Below are 17,743 nucleotides of genomic sequence, written 5' to 3'. Positions count from 1 at the left end.
TGGACTTGATCAATAATGAGTAATTTTAAATCGTAACCTACTTTTTCATAAGATATTTTTCGACAGGGTGGTTTTTGTTTTTTCATACTTTCGTTGTTTAAGTTGTCTAATTTTTAGTCAACCTATTTCAGGAAAGTACAAATTTCTTAATTGCTGCCAACGGGTTAGAGTATGAAAAGTAGCAGTTTTGAAAATTCACTTTTCAGATGTCTAAAAACAATATAGTTTTGCAATATAAATATTACATTTACAGGGCTTTACACATTTTTTATATGCATTGTTAGCAACAATTATTAATCTATTTTGTTAATTCTTTAGTATTTCTTTCAGTATTTTTAATTTTCATTTTTAAAAATTTATTTCTTATTGGTTTAAAAAAACCAACAATAGCAATCAGAATAATTTTCCAAAATTTTAATATTATTACGAAAAATCCTGCTTTAGCTAATAATTTTCCTGCAACAAGCCCTCCAATTGTCCAAGCTGCTACATCATCAATAGAAGAATCAAAGTCTTTATATTTATATCCATCTGAAAATTTAACAATGTCTAAAACTTTGGGGATGTCTTTTTCTACAAGTGATAGATTTGGCATTGTTCCTATGGCATTTAATATTAAAACACCCTTTCTTCCAAGAATTCTTACGTTATAATTTAAAGTATTAATTTCGTCAGTTCCAAATTTTACTTCTTTAGCCCAATGCAAGATTTTTCGCTCTTTATCATAATAAGGTTTTTTAGCCCAGCCAATTATGCTAATTGCTGGATAACCCTCCTTGATTCTTTCTTTATTTTCATCTTCTGTATCCTCTTGAATTTGAACTAACAATTCATCATAATCAATATCATCAGCATCATCATCCTTAACATAGCCAATTTCATCATATTGAATATTAAATACATATCCATTATCATCCATTAATCCTTGACTTTCTGGAAGAATCAATCCAAGGGTCATATTTGGATATTTTGGATTTCCCCACAAATCAGTAAGTACCTTTTCAGATTGTTCAGAATTAAGATATTTGAATCCCTCAGGTACTTTTATTTGACCTATATCATTCTTTAGAGATATTGTTCCATATTCATAATTAAATGATTTTTCAATGGAGTCTATTTTAAATTGATAGTCTTCTTCTTGTGAAAATGCGAGACACATAATCAACATAGCAATAACAGTTAAAGTAGTTTTTTTCATAATTTTTTTTTTAAAATTGTTGCCAACGAATTTTTATAAGATTTATGCGTTATTATATAATGTTTCTAATCGTAAACTTTTATATTTCTTGTTTTTCTAATTAAATAGAAAAGATAATTCCCAAAATTGTCAAAGAATTACCAATTCTTAAATGTGTTCCATTAAATTCGTTTCTCAAATTCTCATAAATTGCGATTGTTTCGTAACTTAATCCAATCAATACAGCAATGAGAAAAATCCAAAAGATTGTCAAATTGAGATTTTTCAAATATTTTTTTATTGAAAATATATAAATTAAAAAGAAAATATACCCAATAAATTGAGTTGTCAGAAAATCTTCATTTGAAAATTTTCCAGCAAAATCGAGCAAAGAAAACTTACGTTTGATGTTCAAAAAATCAAACCCATTTCGTAAATCAAATTTAGTACAACGAGTTAGAACATGAAAAGTAGTAATTTTTCAATTAGACACATATCCTAAATTTATAAGATTAATTTCTATATTTTTAACTTATTAAATTTATGAAAAGTTACAAATTAATAAACGAATGAAAAATCTGGTCTTGAAATATATACTCCTACATTTGTTTTAAAAATAGATTCAATTTTGTCAGATGCTTTATATTGATTGAACTCATTATTTTTAATAATAGTTTGTAAAAAACTGTCATAGGTATCCAGTCCGTTGTACTTTTTCACTTCAATCTGTTCTATGTTCAAATCTCCAGTAGTAAAATAGTTATTTATATTCCAAGATTGTAATTCTTCAGGTAATTGAGGTAATACAACTTCACTTGTTGTTTGACTGTTAAAAAGTACAGTCCAAGTGTAAAAAGAATTATTGCCTACTAAATCCATAGTTATTTTTCCAATATTATGTGTTGTGCCAGATTTGTTTAGTGAGAATATTTTATTAGTACCTGAATATGTATAGTCAATACTCCAATTAGGAGAATTGTAATAATCAAGGGGTTCACCGATAGCTTCAATATGATAATTTTCTATTGTTGCTTTATAACTGTAGTTATAAAAGTTTGTATTGAAAGTATATTGGTAACCAGTGTCATTCATTATCATCATATCATTTTTCTTAGAGTCCGCCCAAATACGATGTTTTATGCCATTCTCTATGTCAGTGGCACTAAAGTAACCATATAAAGTTAGACTAGAAGATTTGTTAGGATCTTGAATAGATGAACTATTAAAATATCTTGTTTCAATACCATCAGTAATAAAATTGTTATAATCGAGATAAAAATCTGTAGCCATGGGCTTATCAACAAATTGATAAGCATAATTGTTATTCGTAGTATTATGGTAGTATATATAGTATTGATTTGATGTTGCATCAGTATATCCAAGATTGTACTCTTCAACAGAAAACCCATTTCCAGGATTATATGAGGAGTTGTAATCAGTACCTTCTCCTATAATTGAAGTTCCAGTTGGCATTGTTGATACCTGATAAGTGTTTTGTGTTGAAACATTCTTTCGTTCAGGAATTTTAAGGTCAATTCTATCTAATGAAGAGCGTTTTACATTTTGTATGGTTTTAATAATAGATGTTTCTCCAACACCACTATACAGATAAGCAAAATTAAGCATGTACTCTGTATTTGGTGAAATATCGGTAAATGTATTCAGTTTAATTAATGAGGTATTAAATTCTATTGGTTTTATAGCCAATAATTCGCCTGAACTGTTTGATGCAAAGACATAGAACTTGGATATTAAAGGATCTAGAAAATCGCTAGGAATATTTATTTTTAGTAGTAATCTTTTTATTTGAAAACTCATTTCTTTTGTTGATATATTCCCTATGGTGTCGGTAGCAATAACTTTAAGTATAGTATTTCCTGTAGCATAATTATCAGGATTAAAATCCAAACTTAAATCAGGAACCTTAGAACTTACAATTATAGAATCGTTAATAAAAACTTTAAGAGAATCAACATCAGAATATAAATCTTTAGCAACAATGGAAAAACCAGTGTTTTCGTCAACTATACTATCGGAAGTTAATAGTTCTTCTAAAGTAATTTCTGGGCCGGTGTTATCTACTAAAAATGGTGCATTATAGTATGCTATATTAGCAGCTTGGTCTGAAGCCGTTATACTTAAATTGTTTTGACCATCTTCTAATACAGATGTGTCAATATTGATAGCATATGTAATGCTGTCTAAGGCTGTAGCTTCCATAGCAACTTCATTGACTTTAACTTCTAAGAATGTGATTCCCTCATTGTCACTAGTCTTGAAAGTAACTTGATTTTCATCACCTTTAATAATAGCATTGTTTTCAAGAGAAACCTCAGTTATAGTTGGCAGTTCATTATCAACAATTATATCTTTTTCTATTGAGCTAGTATTGCCCGACAGGTCAGAGGCAGAGACTTTTAAGGTGTAAAGTGTTTGTACTTTGTTCAAAATAATTCCTTTGCCATGCAATTTTTTTGCGTACTGTTTTAGGTCTACAGTTATTTTGAATGGAGCTTCTGTATCTTCTCCTACTTTTGTGTTATCTAAAAAGGCTTCAACTTTACTAATCCCTTTTGCATCTTGAGCATTAATTTCTATTTCAATGGTATTTCCAATTATTGGTGGTTCTTCAGTATTTGTCTGAGTTACACCTTTAATAGAAAAATTAACAGACGGTGGAGTAGTATCAGGTATTTCTTCGTTATTTTTACTGCATGAAACACACAGAATACTTAACATAAGTAGGGTTTGTAGAGCAATTTTTTTTTTCATTTTTATTTTGATTGGTTAGAGGGTTAAATATATATATATTTAGTTTAAAAAAATTATTGTTAAGAATCTAAAATTTTTAATATACTTTTTATAAGTTAATCTATAATTCAGCCGAGCTATTTTCACTAACGGCTTAGTATAAATAAAGTTACGATTTGGTTATTGCAATTTTTTGCTCGATAAATGTAATGATTTTAAACTTTAGAAATATTCTAAATTACTGAGTTTAGTAATTTTTTATACGCTTTATTGTTAAAAATAACTTTTTATTTTAATTATTTTTTAACTCCTGAATGCCTCTTTTTTGTAATTAAGCTTCTAAGAATTAATCAATAACATTATCATTGGAATTGAGGTAATTACATTTTCTATAATATATTAAAATTGGAGGAATCGAACTTTCTAATTTTTCTCTGTAAAATGCTACAAGTATTCCTAAATTAGAAGTATGAAAAACAGTGAAACATACAAACCAAATATTTTTTAGATGATTCATAAAACTTAGCATTAATCCGAGAACTAAAGTTTTCTCACAAATACTTGACAATTTCCAAATAACTAATATTAATTCAATTAGTGAGTTTGGTTTCGAAATTATGGTTATACATTGTTGTGTACAGTGTTTCTTAATCTATTTCATTTTTTTCTATTCTCCAAGGTGGATTGAGTCTACTTTCTCCGCTATAGAATAATAATATAAAAAAAATAATGCTTTGCGCAATTTCCCATTAAATTTCAAGAAAGCTAGAGCAGGCTCAAACCTATGAACCTGCATATAACATAGATATTATTTTATTACATACTTGTACGTAGTTTTTCTAATTAGCTTTTGAATAACTAATTAATTCATTTGTATAAACACCATAACCATCATTATTTACATGCTTAATATAGGTTTTTAAATCAGGGGAATACCACCACGTATCAGACATTTCCCCTTTAAAACCTCTAGAATTTGTTACCATCCCCTTGTATTCTATTTTGTAAGCCATGAATTTTCCAGCTACAACATTTAATTCTTCAAATGAAACAATTTCAGCATCTTGACTGGTTTTCCCTTTGGTCCCTTCATTATTTTTCCATTCCGATTCATATTTCCATTTCTTTCCTACATATAAGGGCCAACTACGAAAGGGAGTGCTACTCTGCTTTTGGTCTAAAGTAGTCGAAACCTGGGTAGTATCAGTACCATTCCAAAAACCTAATTTCCCATTATAATCTACAACTTCTTTAAAATCTTCACCTTTCGCACGAACCTCCCCTTCAACTGAACGACTCCATTTCCAAACCCATTTTTCTCCAATTTTATAATCATTTAATGTCGGTTTGTCTGTTGTTGAAATTGAACAACTAGAAAGAAACAATAACACTGCTGTTATTTGAAATATTATTTTTTTTGTCATAATGGTAATTTTTTAAGTTAATTATATTAGTTGACATTTATTTTTATGCACAACTAGTTCTTTTTATTATTCCACATCGGAATGTTTATTCTGCTTTCGGAACTAATTTTTAACAACAAGGGGGCATTGGCATCTTTCATCGATTCAGTGCTGACATCCTTGCCTGTTCCGTAATTAATTTGGGCAAATGGATTTTTATTGCCGTTGACAATCACTACGAGTCGACTTCCTTTGGAAATCTTTTTGCTGACAATTCTTGTATTGTCAAAAGTGATTGTTGTTTCCTTATTGGGAGTTAGCAGCTCCCTTACTTTCCTGCTCTTGGCAAAACTGGCCCTACCAATATAATAGCTCAAGTGAAAATACTTACCTTTCGAAGTCAGCTCATACAAATTAACCGAATAATCAAAGTCTTTTTTATTTGCTGTAATCTTTAAATATCCTGAAAATGATCCGTTGATGATTTTTCCCTTTTGGAAAGGTTTACTGATAAAAACAAGACCATCATTTAATCGGATATTATCCTTTATAATAGGCCATGGATAAAAGTCCGAATTATTCATTTTTGTTCTGTCAGCTAAATCAACCTCAAGATTTAAATATTCTTTTTTGGGTTTCTTGTTGAGCAAGGTATAATGACCGTTTGATTTTTGATTGCCCAAATAAAAAGTATCCGATTCATTACTCATCGCGGAAATGGACGGCTTATGCATCCATTTGTTTGCACCCATCACTTCAAAGTTCACTTTGTCTTTTAAGATGGTTGGCTTTTTCTTTCCCTTTAAGATGTAATCAAACCAATCGAAGATCAGTTGATTTTGAATATCGATCTGCGCTACTTCATCTATCTGATATCCTCGCAGATTGGCACTTGGCGTTGTTTGTGCACCCCAATGATCATATGGACCCATTAATAAATAGTGCTCTGTATCAGGCTTGTATTTTAAATGCTGAGTATAGTAATACATTGCACCACGCTGCCCATCATCATAATAACCTGTGATAGTCAGTATAGGAATATCAATATGCGCAAATTCATTTTTATAAGGAATCATACCTTGCCAGTAGCTATCATAACTAGGATGGCTGATCCACTCGTGAAATAAATGATTGGGTGTTCCATCAATGGAATCCATTTTGTTATAAGGTGCACCAGAATTAAACCATTTGTTTTGAAGCTTTTCCCATCTTTGATAATCGGTATTATACAAATATTTATTTTCTGTAACATATGAAATCCATTTATAAGAAAAGTTGTGGAAGACATTATTCTCCATAGGCACATCAATTCCTGGAGCAGCCGAAACACAAGGTACAATTGTTTTTAAAGCAGGATGTACACTATCTTTCATGGATGCCCACTGAGCAAAACCATTGTAACTACCTCCAAACATTCCAACTTTACCATTATTCCAAGGCTGCTTACTAATCCAATCAATTACTGCATAAACATCATTGTGTTCATACTTGTAAGGCTCAATAGAGTCATTACTTAATCCCTTACCCCTGGAAGTAGCTAAAACCCCTACATAACCTTTAGATGCTGGTATTATGGCCTGGTTAATATTTGATTGATCAGCATAAATGGTAAAAGTTAGGATGGCAGGAAGGGGTTTAGCCTCTCTTTTGCGAACAACCGTAACGGAAATCTCAGCGCTATCTATGGGGGAAACTATCAATTTTTGTTCTATATGATATCTTCTTTTTTGTTCTCTTTTTATTTCTCCGAATACAATAGGCTCCGTACTGTGAAATACCTGATAAAGGAAATAGGATCTCAACATTGTTAAAGCATTCTCCCTTGTGATACTTACTTCTGAAGCTTTGTTATAGTTTTCCTTAAACTGGTTTGTAAATTGAGCAACCTGATCATTAGTTGTCAAAACGATATTGACCGAAGAGAGCTGCTGATCACTACAGTTTTTCAAATAATTAGACAATATTTTTCGAAAAGCGGTTTCAAAAGGGATTTGCATCTCTGATTGCTCAATTTTTGCCTTTGCAAACAGCTCATAAGGAATCTTGTCAGGGTGATTTTTTTGAACGGAAACACTTTCTCTAGTCGATTGAATGGTTTTGATAGCATGCGCATACTTACCCGCCAGAATTTCTATCATATAAAGGTCGTTTGGTTCTATGTTCAGGCCTTTGATTTGGCTTTGCTGCAAATAATCTTTTGCCAAACTTTGCATTTCCCTTGTCAAAGATACTGTGTCTGATAAGGCTATTTTCTCAAATTTTAATGACTGACCTTTAAGCGTTATGCTAATGGGTAGTAAAATCAATAAGATTAGTAAATTTTTCATGTTTTGTAATTGTTATACCCTAATTCCTAGCCAATACAATATCTATCAGGCCAGACCTGTTATCATTATTTTGTTTTGTTTCAATTTTTGTTAAGTCTACAAAATAGACCTAGTGTTCTTATAAACTGTTCCAGTTTTTGAATCGGACAGATTGACGACTGGATACCTCTATAGCTTCTCCAGTAGTCAATTCAATATTCAATTTATGCTTGAAGCCAGGAGTTATTTTTTCTATATATTCCGTATTCACAATCTGACTGCGATTAATCCTAAAGAATACATTTGTGTCTAGCTTTTCCTCAATCAAGTTTAGCGATCTTTTAATCATTGCCTTATTACTACCAAAAAAGAAACGAGCATAGTTACCCATCGACTGGATAAGCCGAATGTCTTTTAAAGGAACGAAATAGCACTGTTCACCATCCTTTATAAATATTTTATAGTGCATCGGTAAAGGATTTTTTCTAGCCTCAATTTTTGAAAATTCTGCTTTAATCTTTCCAATAGTTACAGCAAATCGTTCTTCTCTCAAAGGTTTAACTAAATAATCCAGCGCATTTACTTCAAAAGCTTTTACAGCGTATTGATCGTATGCCGTTGTGAATACTACTTTTGGCACTACTGTTAGCTCCTCCAACAAATCGAATCCCGATTTTTCAGGCATATGAATGTCTAGGAACATTAGATCTGGATGTTCCTTTTCAATCAGATTGGCTGCATCATAAGCATTTGAGGCTTCCCCAACTACAATGTATTCAGGGTAATTTGACAGGGCTCTTTTCACTTCTTCCCTTGCCAATCGTTCGTCATCTATTATGATTGTTTTATAGGTATTCATTTTTTTGGATTGGTATGATTAAAATAGCTTTCACTAGGTGAGGATCTATATTTTGCAATTCGAAACTTGCTTCTCCATCGTAATGCAGTTGCAATCTTTTGGTTAAATTTTTAACTCCAATACCTGCTTTAACTTTGTTGCCGGCAATCTGTCCGGGGTTCTGGACGATGATTTCAATGGTTTCTGCTGTTTTCTTTATGGATAGCTTAATAGTACCTCCGTTAATTCGTTTATCAATGCCATGCTTTATGCCATTCTCTATCAATAGCTGAATACATAACGGAAGAATAAGGTAGTTTTCCAGGCCATTATCCATTTCTATTGACATATTTAATCGTTCTTCAAATCTTATCTTTTCAAGAGCTATATAATCTTTTACTAATTCAAGCTCTTCTTTAATCGTGATAAACGAAGCATCTTTTTCATAAAGTGAGGTGCGTAATATATCGGACAGTAGATCCACAGCTCTTCTGGCAATCTTTGGATTCTCAATAATCAACGATTTTATAGAGTTTAGAGAATTGAACAAAAAATGAGGATTCAGTTGCGTTGCCAAATTATCGAGTTGTGCCTGTTTTGCAATAACCAAAAGTTCTGCATTCTGTTCCGCTGTTTCCAGTCTGTTTTTATGATAATGATATAAATGGTAGGCTAAGATCCATATGGCCATTAAGCGCAAACCTGTTATAAAAACAGGGTCCCAATATTTTAGTGATTCCCATAAGTTATAATGTTTACCTACTACCAAAACCCAGTAGAAATGCCATTTGATATCGACAAGCTCCATGTAAGCAACAGATAATAAAACTGTCGAAGGAATAACTCTTATTGCTAGACTGCTTAGATTTAGAGTATTCCAGTTTAATTTTTTAGCGAAATATCTGTACAGGTGAGTAAGTGATACACCAATTACAATATCAAGCACATAATTGAGAAACGTGAAGAATACTCCATAATTATCTCTAGTATATACGGTATATGCCCAATATATGGAGACTGTCCCCCACCCTAAAAGTTGGCATTTCCAATAGAGACTAATCTTTCTGTTACCTGTTATGTTTTTTGATTTACTCATTAATGAAACAAAGAAAACATGATTTTATCAATTAAAAAAGACAAAGTACATGAACGTGAATTATCGGATGTGAACCTCCCATATGTTCAAATTATTGATTTACTCAAAGCGTTTAGGAGAAGGCAAAAACATATTTAATCTAACTATCATAAGATTTCCATCATCAAAGCATAAACGAATAAAGTACGTATAACTCTAAAATAAATAGAACTGTTACTATTTGTCATTTTTTAATGTAAGCATAAATTTCATGAGTTGCTATACTCTGCTTTTAATCGTTAATCTTCTATTTCTCATTTTTTTAATCAAATAGAAAAGATAAATTCCCAAAATATTGATTTTATATTTCTATTTCTCCAATTAAATATATGATTGCTTTGCCTGTTATTTCAACTCTGTCATCTAAACATTCACATTTCAAATTACCTTGCCTTTTTGATAATTGTTTTGCTGTAAGAATTTTCTTCCCAAGTATTTTACTCCATACGGGGGCCAAAGTAGTATGAGCAGAACCTGTAACTGGATCTTCATTAACCCCTACTTGTGGTGCAAAGAATCTTGAAACAAAATCTGTTTGTTCTCCTTTTGCAGACACAATTACTCCTCTTCCTCCTACTGCTGCAATTAGATTAAAATCTGGATTCAAATCTTCAATATTTTTCTGACTTTGAAAAATCAATAAATAATCCGTTTTCCCTTTAAATGTTTCCAGAGGCTTAATTCCAAAAGCGTCAATTAACACTTGTGGTGTTTCTACTTTCTCACATATATCTTTTGGGAAATTAAGTGTCAGAAAATCATTTTTTCTAGTAACAAATAACTCACCACTTGTACGAGAATGAAAAATTACTTTATCAGATTTGTACTCATAATATTTATACAAAACATAAGCAGCTGCTAATGTTGCATGTCCACACAAATCAACTTCAACATATGGTGTAAACCATCTAATTTCAAAATCATTACCTTTATTTACTATAAATGCTGTTTCTGCTAGATTATTTTCAGCACCAATCTTTTGCATTTTTTCTTCGTCAATCCAACTATCTAAAATGCATACTGCTGCTGGATTTCCACAAAATACTTTATCTGTAAAAGCATCTATTTGAAATAGTTTAATTTTCATTTATATATTATTAGTTGATTAACATTATTTTAATCCTAATTTTTTGTTCTCTTTTAATAGTTTTATCGATTCTTTTAATCTTTTTTGGATAGTTTCTTCTCTTTTTGCATTAGTTATCCAAAGAATGTAATGTCTTTTGTAAGTAAAAGCTAAATTATTGAAATTATTCAAAGCTGGCTCATTCTCAGCAAATTCTTTCAAAATGAAATCTGGTATATCATTTTTTTTTCTTTACTACCATTTTTTGAACTTTTGTGTTTCCAGTAAACTTTTCCAGTTTTCAAGTAAATATCTATTTTTTTCAACCCTAATTCAGTCATTTTCCCCTTTTCTATTAACGAAAGCACTATTTTTTTATTTACATCCGACCATTTAGAGCTATTTTTCCTAGGTGTAAACTTTCTTAAATATTGATAACTATCCACTTTTTTTATGATACTGTCTATCCATCCAAAACAGAGAGCTTCTTCCAGAGCTTCACTATATTTTATGCATTCCATATTTACATGTCTTTTATAAAATATTATCCATGTACCTACACTCCTATTATGATTCTTTTCTAACCAACTCCGAAAAGATTTTCAATTATCAAAATATTTATGCTCAAGTTCTATCATTTTTACGTACTTTTTCAACTTTGCAGTTAACAGTTTAAAGTATTAAAAGTTGTGTTCTATTATTTGAAAATGTTAGAGAATTGGTTTAAATTATTAACCGTGTTTACTAATTTGTAATAATTTATTAAATTCAATAATCTCAATTTTTCTACCATCTACTTTAATAATAGATTCCTTGTTAAATTTTGACAAAGTGTTAATAACACTCTCCTTTGAATAACCTAAAATATTAGCAAATTCAGATCTTCCAACTGGAAGTTTATAATTGTATGAACCATATATTTTTACGAAATCCAATAGCATAATTGCTAAAGCTCCATCAATATTTTTTTGAGATAAGGATGTAATTCTATGAAAGAAACTATTTGCAACACCAGAAATATGCTTTAATAGACTTAGTGCAAATTTGCCATTACTTTTTATAAAGCTTTCAAAGAGTTCCATTGGTATAAAACTAACATTTGTTTTTACTAATGAAGTAGCTGTAAAATCGTATTTTCTAAATGCAAAGCAACAAACAATCCCCACAAAAGAGTGTGCTTGCGTAAAACCTATTGTTGAAGGTTTTGTATCATTAACTATTTCTAATTTAACTAAACCCTCGGTTATATAAATAATATTATCAGCTAGAATTCCTCGTTTTATAATAGTCTCATGTGGTGCAAATTCAAGATCAACTTTATTTGCTATTAATTCTTTTTTCTGGTCCTCAGTCAATAAATTCAAACAATCTAAGGCACTTAAATAGTGGTAGGCATTATTACTTTTATTCATCAAAAAATCAGACATAATTGATAGAATTACTTAAATAGTTTAATATTTTATTGACCTAAATGTAAAATTACATCATAAACCATTAAAAACACAATGAATTATCAAAATATTTTTTGATGATTTTTTCTTTTAAAACAATCGATTTCCTTTTAATTTTAGTTAGTGATAATTTAGAATTTAAAAACCTATAAAATGGAAAGTTTAACTTTAAAATCGTTGTTTCTTATTCCTGTTTTATTCATTGTTGATTATATGATAATGATACTAGCGGGTTCTGTAAGCTATATATTCGGTTTCAACTTCAGTTTTAGCAGTATTGGAAGTATTGTATTATTGGTTTCTTTTGTTTTACTATTTTTAGCTTTAGTTCCTGATATTAAGGCTTTAATAAAAAAGCATAAATTAAGTTAGCAATTAAATTAAACAATCTAAAATTGATAAAATTGAATTGTTCTTGGCTTTTGCATTGCTGTTATAAAAGTTCCTTTTGCCTCTCAATAAGCTGAAATACAAAGAATAGCATTAGGTTTGTAAGTTCTTTTGGCTCCATTATTATTTAATTTTAATCTTTATCTCTAATATTATCATTACTTATATTGTAACTTACTTATTACGCTTTTTCACTGTCTAAATTTAATGTTTTTTTACATTGGGAATATTATATTTTCAGTGATCTAATTTAGGAAATAAAAAAGGAGGATTCTTTATTACAAAAACCCTCCTTTTAACAGCTATGTTTTAAAGTTAATTTTTTGGTTTATATATTGCTCCAGGCCAAAAAAGTACAATATCCGAAATTAAAGCAACCACTCTTACTGGTCGTTGTTGTTCTCCAGTTATATGTTAGTTTTTTTATATGAAGTAACTCTACCGCCAAAAACAGTTGCACAATTAGTCATAAGTGCAATTAAAAAAAACAATACTGAATCAATTAAAAAATTAAATAGCTGAATTCTTTTTTCACTACTTAGTATAACTTATTACTATAAGATTAAACTACTTTATTCCGATTTTTTCACATGAATTCCCATTCTTATAAAAAAGAGAATAATACTTGAATAAGCTAGTATTGGGTAAATATAATTAACATCTTTTTTCCCTGTTGTTACATCATTTAAATTTAAAAATAGAAATATTATTCCAAACACATAAATAATTTTTAATAGAATTGGTTCCTTTTTAATAAAATCTTTTAGCTCCATATTTAATGCGTGATTTTTTAATGCTAATTTATTTTAAATAAAATTGCATTAGTTATGGGAACCCCATATATAAAACAATTTTTTTAATCTATTTTTTAGGGATAAATTTAATTTAAATTTTGTGATTTACATAATTTAAAAATACTTTTAATTATTATTCTATATTTATTTAAATCTCTTTTGCAAAACAAACACTATCTTCAATTTCAATCAATTCTCCATATTTTTGAATCTGTTTATAACCATTTTTTTTATATAATCTATTTGCCTCTGGCTGATTTGAACCTGTAAATAATAAGCATTTAGAACTTCCTAATTCTCTAGCCCATTTCTCTAATTCTAATAAAATTTTAGTTCCAATTTTTTTACCTCTAACTTCAGGTGAAACATACATTCTTTTAATTTCCATTATTTCTAAATTGTAATTAACTATAGCTCCACAACCTACTGGTTTATTGTTATAATTAGCTAATACAACATGCTTTATATTTACAATAGCATTAAATTTAGATAATGGATGATCTTCTCCATCTCTTTCTGCTAAATCAGAGTTCAATAACTTCACCAATTTTTTAAATTCCTGATTTTCAGAATTTGTTCTTAAAATAGTTAACATCTTATTTTTAAAATACTTTCAGAATCATTGAATACTTTAATTTTTACGTTTAAAGTATCTAAATCGGTTGTAATTATTGTCCCATCTAAGAATTTATTTTCCTGTGAATGAATTAGCAATGTGAAAAATAAAAAAATAATACTACCTAGTTTTTGTTTCATATCAATTTGTTTTTAATAATCTGTTTATTGTTGCCAACGGGTTAGAATATGAAAAGTTGCGGGATTAAAGTTAATGATTTTTGATTAAGAACTAACGTTAATAATTCCGAGTGGATTAGGACGTAGTCGAATCCGCCGTAATTGTAGTTATACATTGTTGGCTGTAGTGTTTTTTTTAATCCCATATTTTTGGTCTATCAATATTTATTGCTCTTAAATACGACAGGAATTGTCCTGCGTGAACAGATTCGTGATATCCAATCCGTAACAAATATTTTGCAAGGATTTTCTTGTCTCTATTTCCTGGGTGAACGATTTCAGTTTCGTTTAATTCCTTATCCGAAAATTGTCTAACACTTTCTAAAAATGTTTTTCTAAAAGGCTCAGCAAATTCAAGTTCATTTTTTAAGTTTATGAATGGTCTGTTTTCCCAAGGTGTATTATATTTTGTCATATCTCCTTGATTAATAATAATATTCCAACCATAATCAGCCTCCAAAACATGTCTTATCATTTCTGACGCACTCATTGCTTTTTCGTCAGGTTTCCAATTATAATATTTCTCAGGTAGTCCTTTCCAAAGTTTTATACTTCTTCTCCTTATTTCTTTGAAATTTAAAATTATGAGTTCAGATTGGTTCATTTTCTTTGTTTTCGAGAATGTAGTTTCACATTACAGCCAACGGGATTTTATAAGATTTGTGCGACTGAGAAATCGGAAATTTTTCGGTTGTAGCAAATCGTTAGTTGAATGTTTGTCGGTTCGTTATTTAGTTTAAAAGTAAGCATAAATTTTATACATTGATGGCATATGTACATTCTCGTTTCAATTTTCATTTTGTATTTTACTAATCAATTCCGATTAATTGCTCAAATCAGAATGTTTTCCATCTGTTGCAATTTGTCATTTTAAGTGTTTTTGATTTCTGATAATCAAATCGTACCGTTTCAATAAGAATACTAATTTAATCATTAATCGTTTTGTAAAAAAATCAATATTGTATTCTTAAAAGTTGAATTTATCTTCTTTCTTCAGGTTTTCTAGTCAAAACAAAATAGATTACATATAACCAACTAAATATTCCGTGTATAAAAGCAAGTAAAACAGATTTGTTTCTTTCCCAAGAAACTACAACAGCTAATACACTCCCTAATCCAATTCCGCTTCTAATTGCAGTACTTTTTATTCCATCATTTCCGTTTTGCTGACTATAACATTCAATAGATGTTAAAATAATCAGTAGTAAAATTAGTTTTGTCTTTTTCATTTAATTTTGTTTTTAATCGTATTTATGCCAACGGTTTTTTATAAGATTATGCGTTTGGAAAATCGGAGATTTTTCAAACGTTGCAAATCGGTTTGCTAGAATTATTGTTTGTCAATTTTTTTACTAATGTAAGCATAAATTTTATGAGGTGTTACAAATAGTATGGTTTAAAATTTAATTATTACAGTTTGAATTATAAAAATTCACTATTTTTTTAACCTCTCGTTTTTTAATTTCTTTTTTATCCAATTTTTCTATTAATGTATAGCAGTCTTGAAATAATTTGAGTGTTTTTTTATTTAATCTAGTGCCAGTTCTAATAAGTCTATTATCTTTTTCAATGAAATAGACGATCTTACTAAACGAACCCATTGGGATCATCATTCCACTTGGTCCCATAGGACTTATATGAGTGCCAGAATTGTCAACACTAAATAAACTGATTTTCCCAGAAATCTCCATTTTCATAGGTCTTAAAAAAGATGCGTTTTCAACTATCTTGTATCTATATTTTTCAATGTCATTCTCTTTCTTAATGTCATACCCGATAATATGTTTTTCATCATAGTAAATTTCTTTGGAATTTTCATCTAATTTGAAAATTATTCCATCAAACCTTTTAACTTTAATTAATCCTTTTTTTTCTTTTCCAGTTTTATCGTAAACTATTCCTTCTCTGAATTGTCCATAAGACAGCAAAAATGATAGAAGCGTAATTAGTGTAAATATTTTTTTCATAGAGTATTATTTGTAACGGTTTAGTATTAAGATTTGTGCGACTGGAAAATCGGAGATTTTTCGGACGTAGCAAATCGTTTGTTGAATGTTTGTCGGTTCGTTATTTAGTTTAAATGTAAGCATAAATTTTATGAGGTGTTGGGCACAGTATTTTTTAAAATAAAATTCCTATTCCTAACTGAAATCCAAAGTTTTTGGCTTCTCCATTATTTTTAAAAGCTTTAGAAAAACCTTTTAAATATCTTGAATTTAAAAATATTGTTTTATTGATTTTATAAGAAATCCCTAAAACTCCACCAAACTCAAAATGGTTTCCAATATTAGAAGTTGTTCCTAGTGAAGACTTTTCTTCAGCTTTTGTAAGAAAACTGAACTGTGGACCAATTTCAAATGATAAACTATTAATTATGTTTACTTTAGCTAAAACAGGTATTTGTATGTAATTAAGTTTGTATTCAGCTGGTATTGGAGGTGCTCCTGGAAATGTTAAGCTATTTAAGATAATAGATGTTTTTGCTCCTTGTGTTGAATAGAGGATTTCGGGTTGAATTGCAAATTTATCACTAAGAGGAATTTCAGCAAGTAATCCAATATTCATTCCTGTTTTACTACTTGTATAGCCACTATATACACCTTGTGTAATATTAGAAAAGTTGAATCCACCTTTAACTCCAAAATTAATTTTCTTTTGAGCTGTAATTGTCGTTATACTAAAAAAAGCGATTGTAATAATTAAAAATATCTTTTTCATTTTGTTTGTGTTTATTAATTGTTATTATATTCTTCAATATTGTGTGCAACGGGATTTTATAAGATTTGTGCGACTGAGAAATCGGAGATTTTCGGACGTAGCAAATCGTTTGTTGAATGTTTGTCGGTTCGTTATTTAGTTTAAATGTAAGCATAAATTTTATGAAGTGTTGTAAGTAGTTCTTACAGTCGGAAACCTAATCCAACTTTAATTATATTAATTTTCGTATTATATTTTATATTAGGAACTTCACTATCAGTTCCAAGTTTAGTAAAATCATATAAACCTTTTATAAAAAGCCTATCAGTTATGTCATAAGTCATACCAAAATTTAGACTAAAACCACTTTCATTTTGAGTCAAACTAGAAGATTCTAAATCTTCAGGATTATAATAGTTTTTTTCAGAGGTTTTAAAAAATAAGAAAGTGTATCCCAAACCTACAAATGGATGAATTTTATTTAATTTTTTAATATTAAGCTCTGCAGCAATTTTAGGTTTAAGTATACTAACATTAGATTCTGTAGAATGAATTCTCATACTTGATTTATTTGTTTTCATAACAGCTCCACTTATTATTATATTAATATTAAGTGTTTCTTGTTGCAAAAAATTATATCCGATACCAAAGTCAATAATTCCGCTATAATTTTCACCTATAAAATTATTGTCTATTAGAAATGGATAGTTTAATTCAATACTGAGTTTTGAGTTTTGTGAAAATGTTTTAATCGTAATAATAAATAATAGTAATCCTAATAGTATTTTTCTTTTCATAGTTTTGTATTATACTGATATAGGTTGACCATTTTTTTGTTAATATTCGTTTTCTTAAATAGTCAAATACTGTAAATTTTGTTTATTCCTTCGATAACATTTATAGTCTATATTTTGATTTAAATGCACGTGATTTGGTGTTA

General features: G+C 29.2%; 19 protein-coding genes. 1 reads left to right on the top strand and 18 read right to left on the bottom strand.

Going from position 1 to position 17,743, the window contains the following annotated elements; all coding sequences use genetic code 11:
* Positions 1-298: 298 nt before the first annotated feature.
* From R3342_RS13040 to R3342_RS12995, 10 genes are all read right to left on the bottom strand, one after another.
* Positions 299-1,159 (bottom strand): DUF2167 domain-containing protein, encoded by an 861-nt coding sequence (locus R3342_RS13040; RefSeq protein ID WP_318940799.1) that lies wholly within the window; start codon positions 1,157-1,159, stop codon positions 299-301.
* A gap of 576 nt (positions 1,160-1,735) precedes the next feature.
* Positions 1,736-3,949, bottom strand: a complete 2,214-nt coding sequence (locus R3342_RS13035; protein ID WP_318940798.1) for an Ig-like domain-containing protein — start codon at positions 3,947-3,949, stop codon at positions 1,736-1,738.
* 818 nt (positions 3,950-4,767) lie between these two features.
* Positions 4,768-5,352, bottom strand: a complete 585-nt coding sequence (locus R3342_RS13030) for a hypothetical protein (RefSeq protein ID WP_318940797.1) — start codon at positions 5,350-5,352, stop codon at positions 4,768-4,770.
* A gap of 53 nt (positions 5,353-5,405) precedes the next feature.
* Positions 5,406-7,658, bottom strand: coding sequence for a CocE/NonD family hydrolase (locus R3342_RS13025; RefSeq protein ID WP_318940796.1), 2,253 nt, complete (start codon positions 7,656-7,658; stop codon positions 5,406-5,408).
* A 118-nt stretch (positions 7,659-7,776) separates the two neighbouring features.
* Entirely contained in the window at positions 7,777-8,496 is a 720-nt protein-coding gene (locus R3342_RS13020) for a response regulator transcription factor (RefSeq protein WP_318940795.1), read from the bottom strand.
* Positions 8,483-9,571, bottom strand: coding sequence for a sensor histidine kinase (locus R3342_RS13015; RefSeq protein WP_318940794.1), 1,089 nt, complete (start codon positions 9,569-9,571; stop codon positions 8,483-8,485). The genes R3342_RS13020 and R3342_RS13015 overlap by 14 nt, the downstream gene beginning before the upstream one ends.
* A gap of 340 nt (positions 9,572-9,911) precedes the next feature.
* Positions 9,912-10,697: a PhzF family phenazine biosynthesis protein gene (locus R3342_RS13010; RefSeq protein ID WP_318940793.1), complete on the bottom strand. Its 786-nt coding sequence runs from the start codon at positions 10,695-10,697 to the stop codon at positions 9,912-9,914.
* A gap of 24 nt (positions 10,698-10,721) precedes the next feature.
* Positions 10,722-10,898, bottom strand: a complete 177-nt coding sequence (locus R3342_RS13005) for a YdeI/OmpD-associated family protein (RefSeq protein WP_318940792.1) — start codon at positions 10,896-10,898, stop codon at positions 10,722-10,724.
* Positions 10,895-11,197, bottom strand: a complete 303-nt coding sequence (locus R3342_RS13000) for a hypothetical protein (RefSeq protein WP_318940791.1) — start codon at positions 11,195-11,197, stop codon at positions 10,895-10,897. The genes R3342_RS13005 and R3342_RS13000 overlap by 4 nt, the downstream gene beginning before the upstream one ends.
* A 210-nt stretch (positions 11,198-11,407) precedes the next feature.
* Positions 11,408-12,103 (bottom strand): Crp/Fnr family transcriptional regulator, encoded by a 696-nt coding sequence (locus tag R3342_RS12995; RefSeq protein ID WP_318940790.1) that lies wholly within the window; start codon positions 12,101-12,103, stop codon positions 11,408-11,410.
* 177 nt (positions 12,104-12,280) lie between these two features.
* On the opposite strand from R3342_RS12995, the gene R3342_RS12990 reads away from it, so the two are divergent.
* Entirely contained in the window at positions 12,281-12,499 is a 219-nt protein-coding gene (locus R3342_RS12990; protein ID WP_318940789.1) for a hypothetical protein, read from the top strand.
* Positions 12,500-13,089: 590 nt separating this feature from the next.
* On the opposite strand, the gene R3342_RS12985 is transcribed toward R3342_RS12990, so the two are convergent.
* From R3342_RS12985 to R3342_RS12950, 8 genes are all read right to left on the bottom strand, one after another.
* On the bottom strand, positions 13,090-13,290 hold the full coding sequence (locus R3342_RS12985; RefSeq protein WP_318940788.1) for a hypothetical protein: 201 nt from the start codon (positions 13,288-13,290) through the stop codon (positions 13,090-13,092).
* 169 nt (positions 13,291-13,459) lie between these two features.
* A complete protein-coding gene (locus R3342_RS12980; RefSeq protein ID WP_318940787.1) occupies positions 13,460-13,906 on the bottom strand; it encodes a GNAT family N-acetyltransferase in 447 nt (148 codons plus the stop codon).
* Positions 13,900-14,067 (bottom strand): hypothetical protein, encoded by a 168-nt coding sequence (locus tag R3342_RS12975; RefSeq protein WP_318940786.1) that lies wholly within the window; start codon positions 14,065-14,067, stop codon positions 13,900-13,902. Before R3342_RS12975 ends, R3342_RS12980 begins: the two co-directional genes overlap by 7 nt.
* Before the next feature lie 175 nt (positions 14,068-14,242).
* On the bottom strand, positions 14,243-14,710 hold the full coding sequence (locus R3342_RS12970) for a DinB family protein (protein ID WP_318940785.1): 468 nt from the start codon (positions 14,708-14,710) through the stop codon (positions 14,243-14,245).
* 376 nt (positions 14,711-15,086) lie between these two features.
* Positions 15,087-15,335 carry a hypothetical protein gene (locus tag R3342_RS12965; protein ID WP_318940784.1) on the bottom strand — a complete coding sequence of 83 codons (249 nt, stop codon included), beginning with the start codon at positions 15,333-15,335 and terminating at the stop codon, positions 15,087-15,089.
* Positions 15,336-15,509: 174 nt separating this feature from the next.
* Entirely contained in the window at positions 15,510-16,073 is a 564-nt protein-coding gene (locus tag R3342_RS12960; RefSeq protein ID WP_318940783.1) for a hypothetical protein, read from the bottom strand.
* Positions 16,074-16,227: 154 nt separating this feature from the next.
* Positions 16,228-16,824 carry a porin family protein gene (locus tag R3342_RS12955; RefSeq protein ID WP_318940782.1) on the bottom strand — a complete coding sequence of 199 codons (597 nt, stop codon included), beginning with the start codon at positions 16,822-16,824 and terminating at the stop codon, positions 16,228-16,230.
* A gap of 182 nt (positions 16,825-17,006) precedes the next feature.
* A complete protein-coding gene (locus R3342_RS12950; protein ID WP_318940781.1) occupies positions 17,007-17,600 on the bottom strand; it encodes an outer membrane beta-barrel protein in 594 nt (197 codons plus the stop codon).
* Positions 17,601-17,743: the final 143 nt, after the last annotated feature.

Source organism: Lutibacter sp. (assembly GCF_033723435.1).
GTDB lineage: Bacteria > Bacteroidota > Bacteroidia > Flavobacteriales > Flavobacteriaceae > Lutibacter.
This window is presented reverse-complemented; position numbering and strand designations above follow the sequence as displayed.